Source organism: Mesorhizobium sp. BHscii, assembly GCF_053848065.1.
In genome coordinates, this window is sequence record NZ_JBSPKW010000003.1 from 138,317 (window position 1) to 151,563 (window position 13,247).

The 13,247-nt window shown below is 62.4% G+C and carries 16 protein-coding genes and 1 pseudogene; 8 read left to right on the top strand and 9 right to left on the bottom strand.

Translation table 11 applies throughout. From position 1 onward, the window contains the following. Positions 1 to 191: 191 nt before the first annotated feature. Positions 192 to 1,400 (top strand): AI-2E family transporter, encoded by a 1,209-nt coding sequence (locus tag ACWTU7_RS05845; protein ID WP_287340050.1) that lies wholly within the window; start codon positions 192 to 194, stop codon positions 1,398 to 1,400. Here ACWTU7_RS05845 and ACWTU7_RS05850 read toward each other — a convergent pair. The 3 genes from ACWTU7_RS05850 to ACWTU7_RS05860 all read right to left on the bottom strand — a co-directional run bounded on the left by ACWTU7_RS05850 (position 1,388) and on the right by ACWTU7_RS05860 (position 3,785). After that, positions 1,388 to 2,284, bottom strand: coding sequence for a DMT family transporter (locus tag ACWTU7_RS05850; RefSeq protein WP_029353976.1), 897 nt, complete (start codon positions 2,282 to 2,284; stop codon positions 1,388 to 1,390). The genes ACWTU7_RS05845 and ACWTU7_RS05850 overlap by 13 nt on opposite strands. 127 nt (positions 2,285 to 2,411) lie before the next feature. After that, positions 2,412 to 3,176 carry an arginyltransferase gene (locus ACWTU7_RS05855; protein ID WP_029353973.1) on the bottom strand — a complete coding sequence of 255 codons (765 nt, stop codon included), beginning with the start codon at positions 3,174 to 3,176 and terminating at the stop codon, positions 2,412 to 2,414. Positions 3,177 to 3,314: 138 nt separating this feature from the next. Then, positions 3,315 to 3,785 (bottom strand): RDD family protein, encoded by a 471-nt coding sequence (locus ACWTU7_RS05860; RefSeq protein ID WP_029353972.1) that lies wholly within the window; start codon positions 3,783 to 3,785, stop codon positions 3,315 to 3,317. Between the two features lie 232 nt (positions 3,786 to 4,017). Between ACWTU7_RS05860 and ACWTU7_RS05865 the strand changes: the two are divergent. Next, positions 4,018 to 4,183 (top strand): annotated as a pseudogene (locus ACWTU7_RS05865) (Si-specific NAD(P)(+) transhydrogenase); the annotation flags it as partial. A 12-nt stretch (positions 4,184 to 4,195) separates the two neighbouring features. Here the strand turns inward: ACWTU7_RS05865 and ACWTU7_RS05870 are convergent. Further along, on the bottom strand, positions 4,196 to 4,867 hold the full coding sequence (locus ACWTU7_RS05870; protein WP_455838108.1) for an alpha/beta hydrolase: 672 nt from the start codon (positions 4,865 to 4,867) through the stop codon (positions 4,196 to 4,198). Positions 4,868 to 5,072: 205 nt separating this feature from the next. Here ACWTU7_RS05870 and ACWTU7_RS05875 point away from each other — a divergent pair, with 205 nt between their 5' ends. After that, complete coding sequence (locus ACWTU7_RS05875; RefSeq protein WP_455838109.1) at positions 5,073 to 6,248, top strand: OpgC family protein; 1,176 nt, start codon at positions 5,073 to 5,075, stop codon at positions 6,246 to 6,248. Positions 6,249 to 6,258: 10 nt separating this feature from the next. On the opposite strand, the gene ACWTU7_RS05880 is transcribed toward ACWTU7_RS05875, so the two are convergent. Continuing rightward, entirely contained in the window at positions 6,259 to 7,341 is a 1,083-nt protein-coding gene (locus ACWTU7_RS05880) for a LacI family DNA-binding transcriptional regulator (protein ID WP_455838110.1), read from the bottom strand. 142 nt (positions 7,342 to 7,483) lie between these two features. Between ACWTU7_RS05880 and ACWTU7_RS05885 the strand changes: the two genes are divergently transcribed. After that, positions 7,484 to 7,627: a hypothetical protein gene (locus tag ACWTU7_RS05885; protein ID WP_455838111.1), complete on the top strand. Its 144-nt coding sequence runs from the start codon at positions 7,484 to 7,486 to the stop codon at positions 7,625 to 7,627. 61 nt (positions 7,628 to 7,688) lie between these two features. Next, the gene (locus tag ACWTU7_RS05890) at positions 7,689 to 7,847 is read left to right on the top strand and encodes a hypothetical protein (protein WP_455838112.1); all 159 of its coding nucleotides are present in this window, start codon (positions 7,689 to 7,691) and stop codon (positions 7,845 to 7,847) included. A gap of 49 nt (positions 7,848 to 7,896) precedes the next feature. On the opposite strand, the gene ACWTU7_RS05895 is transcribed toward ACWTU7_RS05890, so the two are convergent. Beyond that, positions 7,897 to 8,271 (bottom strand): DUF423 domain-containing protein, encoded by a 375-nt coding sequence (locus ACWTU7_RS05895; protein ID WP_455838113.1) that lies wholly within the window; start codon positions 8,269 to 8,271, stop codon positions 7,897 to 7,899. Between the two features lie 41 nt (positions 8,272 to 8,312). After that, positions 8,313 to 9,572: a multidrug efflux MFS transporter gene (locus ACWTU7_RS05900; protein ID WP_455838114.1), complete on the bottom strand. Its 1,260-nt coding sequence runs from the start codon at positions 9,570 to 9,572 to the stop codon at positions 8,313 to 8,315. A gap of 161 nt (positions 9,573 to 9,733) precedes the next feature. On the opposite strand from ACWTU7_RS05900, the gene ACWTU7_RS05905 reads away from it, so the two are divergent. Together ACWTU7_RS05905 and ACWTU7_RS05910 are read left to right on the top strand one after the other, a co-directional pair. Then, complete coding sequence (locus tag ACWTU7_RS05905) at positions 9,734 to 10,399, top strand: GntR family transcriptional regulator (RefSeq protein ID WP_455838115.1); 666 nt, start codon at positions 9,734 to 9,736, stop codon at positions 10,397 to 10,399. A 58-nt stretch (positions 10,400 to 10,457) separates the two neighbouring features. Next, on the top strand, positions 10,458 to 10,718 hold the full coding sequence (locus ACWTU7_RS05910; protein ID WP_455838116.1) for a DUF982 domain-containing protein: 261 nt from the start codon (positions 10,458 to 10,460) through the stop codon (positions 10,716 to 10,718). Between the two features lie 55 nt (positions 10,719 to 10,773). Here ACWTU7_RS05910 and ACWTU7_RS05915 read toward each other — a convergent pair whose 3' ends face one another. Then, positions 10,774 to 10,932 (bottom strand): hypothetical protein, encoded by a 159-nt coding sequence (locus ACWTU7_RS05915; protein WP_023798419.1) that lies wholly within the window; start codon positions 10,930 to 10,932, stop codon positions 10,774 to 10,776. Positions 10,933 to 11,132: 200 nt separating this feature from the next. Between ACWTU7_RS05915 and ACWTU7_RS05920 the strand changes: the two genes are divergently transcribed. Further along, complete coding sequence (locus tag ACWTU7_RS05920; protein WP_455838117.1) at positions 11,133 to 12,104, top strand: glycosyl transferase family 90; 972 nt, start codon at positions 11,133 to 11,135, stop codon at positions 12,102 to 12,104. Between the two features lie 34 nt (positions 12,105 to 12,138). Here the strand turns inward: ACWTU7_RS05920 and ACWTU7_RS05925 are convergent, their stop codons facing one another. After that, positions 12,139 to 13,182: an aldo/keto reductase gene (locus ACWTU7_RS05925; protein WP_455838118.1), complete on the bottom strand. Its 1,044-nt coding sequence runs from the start codon at positions 13,180 to 13,182 to the stop codon at positions 12,139 to 12,141. Positions 13,183 to 13,247 lie beyond the last annotated feature (65 nt).

The following is a 13,247-nucleotide window of genomic DNA, read 5'->3' on the forward strand; positions in this document are numbered from 1 at the left end:
CTGTTCGCACTAAGAGGTCGCGTCTGAACGTCCCGACCGCTCTGTCGCCCTTCGGCGACGTCTCCCCCTCAAGCTGGGAGATTAGCGCCTCCATGCAAACATTTGGAATGTCGTCACGATTGCTGCACTATCATGGTACATAAGCATCGCTACATAAGGCGGGGACACACGCCTTTGGGAGAAATGGGCATTTGAAAGAAGCCAGGATTAAGAAACCGGAAGGGCAGCAGCGCTTGTTCGGCCTGTCGACGCCGGTCAGATCCGCCGTCATTCCGCCGCTGTCGGCGGCGCGCTGGCTCCTGGTGCTGATCGTTGCCGCCGGGGTCTATTTCTTTCATGGTTTCCTGGTCCCGGTGCTGGCTGCTCTCGTCATCGCCTTTGCCAGCTGGCCGCTCTATCGGCGGCTGCTTGCTGCTGTCGGCGGCAACCGCACGATCGCCGCGACATTGGCGATCCTGTTCATCCTCACTTTCCTGGTGGTGCCGATCGCGCTCGCCGGCGCCTACGCCAGCAACGAAGTCCGCGAATGGGTCGGCTGGGCGATCGAGACCAACCGCGAAGGCGCGGTGACGCCGCACTGGATCGCCACGCTGCCTGTGGTGGGCGACTGGCTGAACGAGCAGTGGACGCGCAATCTCGGCCATCCCGGCGGCATCGGCGAACTGATCCAGCTGATCAGCGGCGCCAACATCGGCAGCATCTACCGCGGCGTGCTGGCCGCCGGCGGCAGCGCCTTCGGCCTTCTGCTGGCGCTGCTGTTCATGATGATCGCGCTGTTCTTTGCCTATCGCGACGGCGAGCATTTTGCCGGGCAGGTCGACCGTCTCGGCGAACGCATCCTGCCGACCAGGTGGGAGCGGATTTCACGCGTCGTGCCGGCGACGATTTCCTCGACGGTAACCGGCATGACCATTATCGCCATCGGCGAGGGGGTGGTGCTGGGCGTGGCCTACTGGCTGGCCGGCGTGCCGTCGCCGGTGACGCTCGGCGCCCTGACCGGCATCATGGCGCTGATCCCCGGCGGCGCACCGCTGTCCTTCACGCTTGTTTCGATCTATCTCGCCGCCAGCGGCTCGCCGATGGCCGGGTTGGCGCTGTTCATCTGGGGGAGCGTCGAACTGTTCATCGTCGACAAGACATTGCGCCCGAAACTGGTCGGCGGCCCGATAAAGCTGCCGTTCCTGCCGACCTTTTTCGGCCTGATCGGCGGCGTTAAGACGATGGGCTTTCTCGGCCTGTTCATCGGCCCGGTGCTGATGGCATTGCTGGTCGCGATCTGGCGCGAATGGCTGCGCGAGGTGGAATTGGCCGACGAACTCGCCCCCGTAGCACCGGCGGAGCTGGAAGGGTCGCCGCCGCAAATCGAAATCGTTGCCGAGAAGAAGTCTCAGGCCGGGTGACTGACCGCAAGGCTTGCGCGGCGCTTGCGCCCCTCATGCAGCTGCCACAGCGAATGGGCGACCAGCGTGACGATCAGGATCGCGCCGCCGATCAGGCTGTTGCGCGACGGCGTCTCGGCAAAGATCATCCACATCCAGACCGGCGCCAGCACGGTTTCGAGTAGATAGAACATCGCCACTTCCGGTCCCGAAATATATTTCGGCCCGTTGGCGAGGCAGAAGAACGAGATCGGCATGACTACGGCGCCATTGAAGATGATCCACCACGGCGCGTTCACCTGAAGGCCTTCGCCTGAGACCATGAACACTGCGACGGCCAGGGGCAGGATCACGCCGACCAGCGATGTGAACCCCATGTCCTTGCCGCTGGCGCGCGAGATGGTGATGGCCAGCGCGATGAAGAAAGCCGAGCACAGCGCCATGAGGTCGCCGAACAGGTGCCCGGTGCCGATCGAATCGCCGACGATGATCGCGACGCCGACAATCATGACCAGCATCGCGGCCACCGTGACCAGTCGTGGCCGCTCCTTCAGGAACAGCCAGGAAAGCAGTGCCGCAAACACGGTGTTGAAGGCCAGGATGAAGACCAGATTGGCGGTCGTGGTATAATAGATGCTGGTGACGAAGGTGACGGAGGTCAGCCCATAGCATATCGCGACAACGAGCCCCGACCAGCCGGGGATGAGCTGCGGCGCGTTCCTGCTCAGCGAGCGCCAGACGGCCCAGATGATCAGCGCCGCGACCAAGGTGGTGCCGGTGCGCAGCAGGAGGATCGTCCACGCGCCGCCGTCGGCGAGCCGGATCAGTGGAATGTCGATGGTCAGCGTCAGCCCGCCGATGGCGGTGATGAGAAGGCCCTTCTGGTGATCGTTGTGGGACGACATGGCAATTCTCGCAATGATGTGGAGGCAGGCGCAAAATTGGCCCAGCGTCTGTCGTTCCAGCCAAGCGGCCGAAAACCAGCGGCATCCTCCTTGAAACAGTTTTAAGGATGGTTGGCGAAAGGGCGGATCAGCGCGAAACCGCTTCGTGGTCGTAGCGTTCCCAGCCTTTCGGGCCGAGATGCTCCTGCGGCATGAAGCGCATCTTATAGTTCATCTTGCGCGAGCCGTTGACCCAGTAGCCGAGATAGACATGGGGCAAGCCCATCGCCCTGGCGCGGGCGATGTGGTCGAGGATCATGAAGGTGCCGAGCGAGCGGTCCTCGAAGTCCGGATTGAAATAGGAATAGACCATCGACAGGCCATCGGCCATCTTATCGGTGAGCGCCACCGCGATCAGCTCGCCCTGGCCCTTGCCGGTGATGAAGCTGTCGGGGCCGCGGCGCCGGTATTCGATGACCTTGGTATCAACATGGGTGTCCTCGACCATCATGGCGTAGTCGAGCACCGTCATGTCGGACATGCCGCCGCGGCGATGGCGGGCATCGAGATAGCTGCGGAACAGCGAATACTGCTCGGTGGATGGTTGCGCGTCGTGCATGGCGCCGATGAGGTCTGAATTGTGCTGTATCACCCGCTTCATGTTGCGGCTGGCAGTGAATTCCTGGGCCAGGATGCGTACCGAAACGCAGGCGCGGCAGGTCTCGCAGGCCGGGCGGTAGGCGATGTTCTGCGATCGCCGGAAGCCGCCTTGCGTCAAAAGGTCGTTCATCTCCGGTGCCTTGTCGCCGACCAGATGCGTGAACACCTTGCGCTCGAACTGGCCCTCAAGATACGGGCACGGCGACGGCGCGGTCAGGAAGAACTGCGGCGACTGGGTAGGATGGTGCGTCATCGAACCTTGGAAACACTCCTGCGAATCATCATACCTTTGGCGCGGACGGCAAAAAATTCAACAGGATTGTGAAGGCGTGGGGGAGCGGAAGCCGTCACTTTGCATATAAAAGCTCGCAGGACTGATGAAAAGCTGATCTTAGCGGTCACTGCGGCTGACCACTGTGCCCAGCAGCAGGTCGTGCAACGTGCGTTTGCGGTCGGCAAACAGCGACACCAGAAGGACCAGCGGCGTCAGGATGACGTTGCCGGCCCAGAACAGCACCGAATGCACCACCGCCGTCAGCCCGTCGATGCGGGTGCCGTCCAGACGGTCGAGCCGGATCCCCATCATCTTCATGCCTGTCGTGGCCTGGTCGGCGCTGCCGAGCGTATTCCAGATGTAGAGGATCGCGACGGCCGGCACGAGGACGGAAAACAGCATCCAGCCGAGGCCGAGCGTCAGAATCCCAAGGAAGAATACCAGGATCGCGAACGGAATGGTGAGCAGCGCGACGATGCAATAGTCGATGACGAAGGCGAGGACACGCCGCGTGCGCACGCCGTCATAGGCCCTAATATCATCGAGCCGGGAGGTGATGATTTCGCCGTCGAGAACGCGCGCGTTCATGTCATTTCCTCGCAATCAGGCCCGGGCTAGGGTGCGGGCCGCCTGGTTTTGAAATGGTGAAGTCTTGCGACGGAATCAAGATCGGGCGTTTCCGCGGCATGCGGTTGGAACCGGGCCGGGTACAGCCCGCATCGGTTGAATTTGCAGCGCCGATGGCGCTAGCTTGCTGCAGCGCAACAAAGTGCAGGCGAGGGACGGGGCGACATGGATTACGACATGCTGGTCATCGGCTATCGTCGGCGGGGGCGCGACCGAACTGATCCATATCGGCCAGGCGGTGATCAATGTCGGTGGCACCGTCGAGTTCTTCGTCAACAACACCTTTCAACTATCCGACGCTGGCCGAAGCCTACAAGATCGCCGGGCTGGATGCCTGGAACCGGATGGGGCGAGGGTAAGATCTCGGCTCATCAATTTGCCTGCGCAATAGCGGTTGCGGGGCCGGCCAGCCATTGCCTGACGATTTCAGCATCCCGATCGCCGATTTCATGGCCGGAGGCGATCGTGTGGGCCTCGACCTCGGCACCATGCCGGCCGAGCAGTCCGACCAGCGCAAGTGCGAAGGGCCCATAGGTCAGGTCGGCGGCGCCGGAGATGATTGCCACCCGTGCCTTGCGGAGATCCGCCGGCGGCACCTCGTCCAGCACGGGCATGGGCCGCAGCAATGCTGCTCGGGCGATGAGCTGCGGATGCAGCAGCATCACGCTTGAAACCAGGTTGGCGCCGTTCGAATAGCCGAGAAAAATTGCCTGGGAGAGGACGAGGTCGTGGCGTTGCGCCACCTCGGTGATGAAGGCCGCGAAAGCGTCCGCCTCTTTGCGGATGCTACCCTGTTCGAAGCGTATGGGCGAGATCCGTCTGAACCAGCGGAAACCGTCCTCCTGAGCGATACGGCCACGCACCGCCACCAACAACGCGTGCGGCGCGATTTGCTGCCCCAGCGCCACCAGCGTCGTCTCGTCGACACCGGATCCATGCAGAAGAAAAAGGCATTCGCCGGTTGGTTCTGCTGGTCTGTAGAGGCGATAGAAAAACGGCAGGTCGCGCCGCAAAAAGCCGTCTTCCGGAGGTTTTTCGGCCATAGTTGCATCCTTTTGATTTCGCGTCGTTTTTGTTCATTTGCCGGCTTCAAAACGGAATATTTTCGGGCTCTTTCAAAGTTGATTGAATCGGGCGCATTTCCGTCCGTTTGTTCGCGATATGCTCCTGCGGGGAGGAATCGAAGCGGTGCGTCGGGCGGTCGCATCGATCGCCGGCATGAACAACCAGCTTTGAGGCCTTTTATCGATGACCATGCAAAATTCGGAACGCGATACGCGTATCGATGTGTTCCGCGCTCTCGCTCTGCTGATCATATTTGTCGACCATGTCCCGGGCACGGTTTTCGAAACCCTGACCTACAAGAATTTCGGCTTTTCGGATGCCGCGGAAGCCTTCGTGCTGATCTCCGGCATGTCCGTTGCGCTCGCCTATGGCTCAAAATTCCAGCCCGGAAACCGGCTCATGGCGATACTGAAATTGTGGCGTCGCGCCGGTGTGCTCTATGTCGCCCACATCGTAACGACGATGGTGGTGGTGGCCATTTTCTGCGCGGCGGCGGTGTTCGAGAAGCGGCCGGACATGCTGACGCTGATCAACATCGAGCCATTGATCAGGAACCCGCAGCAAGTGCTGATCGGCATCGTCACGCTTGGCCATCAGCTCGGTTACAACAACATCCTGCCGGTCTATGCGGTGCTGCTGCTGATGGCGCCAACCTTCCTGCTGTTCATCAGCTACAGACCCGTGGCGGCGCTCGCGATATCGGGAGCTCTGTGGCTGGTTGCCGGGATCTATCAGATCGCGCCGCCGAATTATCCTGAGCCCGGCTTCTGGTTCCTCAATCCGCTGTCGTGGCAGTTCCTCTTCAACATCGGCCTGGCGAGTATGCTGCATATCAAGCGCGGCGGCACCATTCCGGTCAACCGTTGGCTGGTCGGCACGGCGGCGGTCTATGTCGCGGCGGCATTGATTTGGGTGCACAGCCCGCTATGGGGGCACGTATCGTGGCTGAACCTGCCCGTGGTGCTGACCGGCTTCGACAAGACATTCCTGTCGCTGCCGAGGCTGGTCCACATCCTGGCGGTGAGCTACCTGATTGTGGCCTTTCCTTCTGTCTCGAACCTGTTCCGCACCAGTCGCGACCATCCGCTCGCCATATTGGGCAAACGTTCGCTGCCGGTTTTCATCGCCGGCACGGTGATCGCTATGGTGGCGCAGGTGATGAAGCTGATCAACCCGGGCGGGTTTGCCTATGACAGTTTGCTGATCGCCGCCGGCATCGCCATACAGTTCGCGCTCGCTTATTATCTTGAATGGCTGTCGGGTATTGGACAGCCCGGTAAGAGCAAGCCGGTCCGTAGTGAGGCGCCGCCTGTCCATGCGCCCTTCGGTGTGGGGGCCATGGCGACTAGCAATCCGTAAGCGTCCGAGTTCAAGCTGTTTTGGGCGGCGGTCCGGAAGATGCCCTGACGACAAGCTCGACGCCGAGCGTCTCACGCCGCACTGTGCCGTCGAAATCAAGGATCGTTCGTGCCGCCCGGCGGCCGATCTCGGCGATCGGCTGGGCGATCGTGGTGAGTGCAGGATCGCAAAGCGCCGCGTCCGGCACGCCATCGAAGCCGACGATGGAAACGTCGCCGGGAACCGAGAAGCCATGTGCCTTCAGCCACTCGATGGCGATCATGGCGATCCTGTCCGACATCGCCAGGATGGCGGTGGGCGGCTCGGCCGAGGCGAATACCGTTTCGAGGCCCGCTCTGGTGCTGGCCTCGTCGTTCTCGGTCTCGAAGACCGGTACGCTGGCTGTATCCACGCCGAAGCGGGAGAGCTCCTCGAAATAGCCTGCATAGCGGTCGCGTGTTCCCGTGTAGACCGCCGAGCGGACCTGCTCTGGTGTGACCAGACCGGTGCGACCGTCGGCGAGGGCAAGCGACAGCACGGCGAAGCGGCGATGACCAAGCTCCGCCAGATGGCGTGCCGCCATGCGGGCGCCGACGACATTGTCGACGCCGATCGCCGACACGGTGTCGTCCTCGGAACCGAGCTCGAGCGCCACGAAGGGGAGCTTGCGTTCGCGTGTTAGCTCGACGAGGCGCGGACCTCCCTCGATGCAGAAAAGAATGAAGCCGTCGACCAGGGCGCTCTGGATGTTCCAGGCAAGCTTCTCCTGGTTGCCGGCCGATACCAGCGCGATGCCGGCGCCGGTGGCGTCACATGCATCGGAAATCCCGGCCATCATCGCGCGGGCAAAGGGGTCGTCGAAGAAATAGGCGAGGGGCTCGGTCGTGGCGACGCCGATCGCGTTGACCTTGCCGGCGCGCAGCAGCCGGCCCTTGGGGTCGGGCCCGGCATAACCCAGCGCCTCGGCGGCCGCTTTGACCCGTTCGCGGACCTCCTCGCGCACGATCTCAGGGCGGCTGAACACGTTGGAGGCGGTGCCGTGCGAAACCCCGGCGGCCTTGGCGATGTCGGCCAGCCGGATGGGTCTTGTATTGCTTTCGGTGGACGACGCCATTTTTGCCTCCAGACTCCTCTCTAGCACTTTCGTTGGATCGATTCAAAGTTTTGCTTGACATCGGTGCGGTTGGGCGTACTTTTGAATCGATCCAAGTTCAAATGCCATCTGTCGATTGGATTGATTCAGGAAGGAGACAGCCATGCACCCCGTCAACTATCTTTTCGAAGACGTCTATCGCAACGACTGGAGCATAACCTCGAACGCGGTGACCCGGACACGGCGCGGCAGGGCGGGCCCGTGGATCCGCGATCTGCGTTTTCTCGTGGAGCGCAAGCGGAGCTGATCGGCACGGCATTTTCGGGCGTGTCGATTGGATCGATTCAAGTTGAAAAAGGAGCCTAGCCATGCATCCGATCACTCATCTGTTCGAAGACATCTATCGCAACTATTGGGGCATCTCGCCGGCCATCGATAGGCCGGAGCGGCGCCGCCTGACCAAGCCGGCTGCACGCAATCGCGACCTGCCGGTCCGGCCCGAACGCCGGCAGTCATCGTCTGACTGATCGTTGTTTGGCGGAAACGGGCCCCAGCCGTTTGCCCGCAAGCGCCATCTCAGGAGCGCGGGCGCATGAGCGCCGAGGCTGCAACCGCCAGCCAGCCGGCGATGAGCAGGGTGCCGCCGATCGGCGCCGACATCGGGACAAGCCGCGAGCCGAGAAAGTCACGGGCGAGGAGATCACTGCAGAACAATACAAGCCCGACAAGAAGGACAAGGCTTGCGGTTCGCAGGATCCGGTTTGCGCCGACGTGGCCGACGGCAAGAAAGAACGGCGCATGCATGAGCAGGAAGGACGCGGCCGTGCCGACGAAAGCGCCGCCCAGGTGCGCGGCCGCTGCGGAGAGTGCCACGCCGGCCGCGCCGCACAGGCCGCCGGTGAAAATGAGAATGCGGCCACTGCCGCTTGCTGGCTGCTCGGCCGTGCTCATGTTTCTGGTCTCCGTCAAATAATGATAGCTCGCGAACGGTGTCACGACTTGCCCGCCTGCACCAGCATGTCGCGCGCGCGTCGCGACTGGACCAGCCAGTTATACGCAGCGCCGCCTGCCATCAGCACGGATGTGCCGAGAAACACCGCGCGCATGCCGAAATGACCGCCGACGAAGCCGCCGAGCAGTGGTCCGGCGACCTGTCCGACATATTGCGCCGAGATCGATAGGCCGAGCACATTGCCGCCGACGCCGTCCGGAACATTGTGGCGGATGACGCTGGTGATGCAGGGCAAAAGACCGCCAAGCGCCAGCCCCATCAGGAAACGCAGGCCGACGAGCTGCCAGCCCTGCGTGACGAAGGCTTGCGGGATGAGCAGCAGCGCCGAGACGGCAAGCGCCCCAATGATGACGTTCCAATGGCCGACGCGGTCGGCGAGTTTTCCGAGACGCGAGGCCGACAGAATGGCGCCAAGTGCTGCCGCCGACATGACGACGCCGGAGATCAGCGTGACGCGGCTTTGATCCTCTATGAGCTGTTGGACGTAGACCGTGATGATCGGCTCGATCGACATTGTGGCGAAGCTCAACAGCGTGCCGGTCGCCAGCATGGCGACGACCGGGCGCTTGTCCGAGATTTGCGACCAGCCGCGTTTCGGCTTCTCAGTCGATGCTGATTTGTCGGCTACCGGGCGAGGGTTCTCCTCGATGAGAAAAGTCGTTGCCAGGAACGCCAGGAAAATGACGCCGCCGGCGAGCAGGAAGGTTGCGCGGATGCCGATCAAAGGCGGCAGCGCGCCGCCGAGCAGGGGGCCGACGAGGGCGCCTGCGGTCATGCCGGCCGACAGCACGCCAAGCGCCCAGCCTGACCGGTCCTTCGGCGTCTGCATGGCGACGAGAATGGTCGAGCCCGAGGAATAGCCGCCGGCGAAACCGATCAGCAGGCGCAGCAGCACCAATTGCCAGACAGTCTCCACCATGCCGGTCAGCGACATGCAGACGGCCATGCCGAAACTGGCACGCACCAGCGTCAGCTTGCGGCCGTAGCGGTCGCCCAGCCGTCCCCACAGCGGCGCCACCAGCGCGGCGGCGAAGAACGTCGCGCCATAGGCGATGCCGGACCACTGTACAACAGCCGCGTGCCCCTCGGCACCCAACTGCTCGACGTAAAGCGGCAGGAAGGGCAACAGCAGCGTCATCGCGACAAGCGTGCTGAACGAGCCGGCAAAGCACACGGCGAGATTGCGGCGCCAGTGCATGTTGTGGGCGCCTTGCGTGGCAGGGGTGGCGTCTTGCGGCATGTCCTGTCCTGTCCGGCAAGTCTGTCGGCGGCTTGCTGCAGACATCGTTTTGGGATACCAAGTTGGTATCCGTCATGGACGCAAGCTCGACGGCTGTCAATGCGGCGCTCAACGCTGAGCAGCGACCAGATAGCCAGAACAAATAGCCAGAACGGAACACCATGTCGCAGATGCAGAATGTCGAAAAACACCTTCGCGGAATGATCCTCGGCCTCGAGATCGGCCCGGGCGAGCGGCTGACGGAGCGCTGGATCGAAAGCCGCTTCGGGGCCTCGCGTACGCCGGTCAGGGCAGCATTGCTGCGGCTCGAGACGGAAGGTCTGGTCTGCCGCGACGGGCGCGGCTGGACGGTATCGCCGATCAACCTCACCGAGCTCGAGCAGATCGCCGTTTACCGCGAGGCGGTCGAGGTCGCGGCGCTCAGGCTGACTTGTGCTCTGAGTGACAGAAGCGGCGTTGATGTTATCGAAGCGATGCTCGATTCCTGCGACCAAAATACCCCGCGCGAGGAATGGCACCGCGTCGGCATGGATTTTCACATCGAGCTGGCACGCCTGTCCGGCAACGAGTTCCTGCTCAGGGCGGTTCGCGATGCCATGACGCGCCTGTCACGCGCCCGTTGGCTGGAGGTGCGCGACGAGGCGGCACTCGGCCGTGCCTGGGCCCAACACCGTGCCATTCTGGCAGCGGTGCGGACCGGCGATGCCGATGAGGCGGCACGGCGGCTTTCGGCCCATATCGTCGGCAGCCGCGACCGGCTGGTGATGTCATTGCACAATGACCGGCGCGGCCTGCGCGCCAGGGGATTTGCCGTCGTCGCGGCGTGATTGCGGAGGCAACCACTTTCGCCCTCGCTTCGCGAGCGCCGATGGCGTAAGAGCGGCGATGGAAAACAACCGATTTGAAACACCCGTGACCGTCAAGTCGGGCGCGGAGGGAACCACTCAGCTCTTGCGTACCGTCCGCGAGACTTCCGACTACCTCCTCAACAGCTGGCCCGGCAAGCGCAGTCCAAAGCATCGCGAAGCGCTGCAGGCCTGCCATGATGCGCTGGCCGGCGACAAACCGGCGATGACCGCAAGGCGCGCCTTCATCGCCGCCGCGCGCGAGGTGAACGTGTTCGTCAGCGACAAGGCGCCGGCCTGAAGACGCAGCGCGATTCCTAGGCCAAATCCGATCCGCCTCGCGGGCCGGATGCGTTTTACTCTGCCGTTTCCGTTTCGGTCTCGGACGTGGTCTCGTCTTCGGGTTTCGAACGCTCCTTGGCTGCCACCTTGGCCGCCTGCTTTTCCGCCTTCTTGGCGGCCTTCTGCCGGTCGCGTTCCTTGCGTTCCTGGCCGTAATTCGGTGCTCGCGCCATATCTCTTCCTTTCACAATCCCAAGGCTCTTAGCCCTGCCTAGGAGCATTGGGCTCCAAACACAACACCGCAGAGAGCGATCGGCTCCATACACAGCCGGCAGGCTAGCTGAACACGGTTCTGTGGCTTGCAAGATGGCTGGCACAATGGTGTAGGAGGGGCCGGGGGGCAAATCACAAGCCGACTTTTATCAAGTGACCTATGGCCACCCTTCAAAGAAACGCACAGAAGCTATTCTACTATGCGCGCAATGCCGTACGCGATATTGCACCGCAGGCGATGTTCCGCCGCAGGCTCGCCGGGCTGCTCGATCAGGCCAGGCTTTCGGATGGATCGGTCCGCGCGCGTCTCAATTATTACAATAGGTTGCAGGACCCTTTCGCGCCGAGCGCCGGCGCCGTGCCGGTCAGCCGGCTGCCGAGAGGCCGGAGCATGTATTACTACGATCTGAAGGAATTTGCCCGCTACTTCGATCCCGATTTGTGCATCGACTTCGAATTCGGCGACGTCATTGAAGTGCCTGCGATGCCATCGATCGTCAAGGATCGGCCGATCGCCGGCGACAACAGGAACGGGGTCCTCTTCAAGCTCAACAAGTTCCGCCACTTCCACATGCCCGCCGACGATGTAGCCTTCGCGGACAAGCTTCCGGTTGCGGTGTGGCGCGGCGAGCTCAACAACCCGATAAGGACCTTGCTTCTGGAGGCCGCGCGCGATCTGCCCTTTTGCGATGTCGGCACGCCCAAACCGACGGCAGCGCCGGAATATCGCAAATCTTATCTGAGCATCGATCAGCAGCGGCGCTGTCGCTATATCATTTCGCTCGAAGGCAACGATGTGGCGACCAACCTAAAATGGATCATGAGTTCGAATTCGCTGTGCCTGATGCCGCCGCCGACATATGAGACATGGTTCGCCGAAAGCGAACTCGTGGCCGATGTTCACTATGTGCCGCTCGAACCTGATTTCACGGATCTTGCCGAGCGGGTGCAATATCTCGAACGTCATCCAACTGAGGCCGAGCGCATCGTTGCCGCCGCCAACGCCTATTGCCGCAAGTTCGCCGACGAACGGGCCGAGCAGGCGATCTGCTTGCTCGTGCTCTACAAGTACTTCGTGCTCAGCGGCCAGATCGAGCCTGATCCCGAGGTCTGGCGTTTTATCTCAGGTTAACCCGCGGCGACCTTCGACCTGCTCAGGACCGTTGTCAGATATCTTCCCGGTCAAGAACCAGATCGGCCGGACCAAACCGGTCCTTTGCCGTGAATTGCTGGTGCCAGTAGGGATACAGAACGGGCGGGCGGCTCACAGCGTCCAGGCGTGCGCGCTCATCGCTGGTCAGCACCAGGCTTGCAGCGGCGATATTGTCCTTGAACTGCGCTTCGGTCCGTCCGCCGATCACCAGCGAGCTGACGGCCGGCCGGCCGAGCAGCCAGGCAAGCGCCACCTGCGCTGCCGAGATGCCATGGTTCTTGCCGATATAGGCAAGCACATCGACGATCCGCCACAGCCGGTCTCCATCACGGATCGGCGGCTCCGTCCAGCCGCTGAGCTGGCGGGAGGTGGCCTGATCGCGGTGGTATTTGCCGGACAACAGTCCACCGGCGAGCGGGCTCCACACCAACACGCCAAGCCCCTGGTCGACCGAGATCGGCAGCAGTTCATATTCGGCTTCGCGTGCTTCCAGCGTGTAGTGGATCTGCTGGGTGACGAAGCGCGGCTGGTGCTGGCGGTCGCTGATCCCCAGCGCCTTCATCACTTGCCAGCCGGAATAGTTGGAACAGCCGACATAGCGGACCTTACCCTGGCTGACGAGCGTGTCGAGCGCGGCGATGGTCTCCTCGAGCGGCGTCGTGCCGTCCCATTCGTGCAGGAAATAGATGTCGATGACGTCGGTCCTGAGGCGCTTCAGGCTCTTCTCGCACTCGCGGATCAGATGGTAGCGCGACAGCCCTTCGTCGTTGGGGCCCGTGCCGATCCGCATGCGCGCCTTGGAGGCGATCAGCACATCGCCCTTGCGTTTGCCGCCGAGCGCTTCGCCGATGATCTCTTCCGAAAGCCCGTTCGAATAGACATTAGCGGTGTCGATGAGATTGATGCCGGAATCGATGCAGAGGTCGATCATCCGGCGCGCCTCGTCGAGATCGGTCTTGCCGACCGCCGAAAATGCGCCGGCGCCGCCAAAGGTCATGGTGCCCATGGTCAGCGTCGAAACCTTCAGCCCGGAACGGCCGAGAGTGCGGTATTCCATGTCAGATCCTCGCAATTGCGTTGAGAAGGGCTGCTTCGAAGGCCGCCCGAGGGGAGCCTGGCATT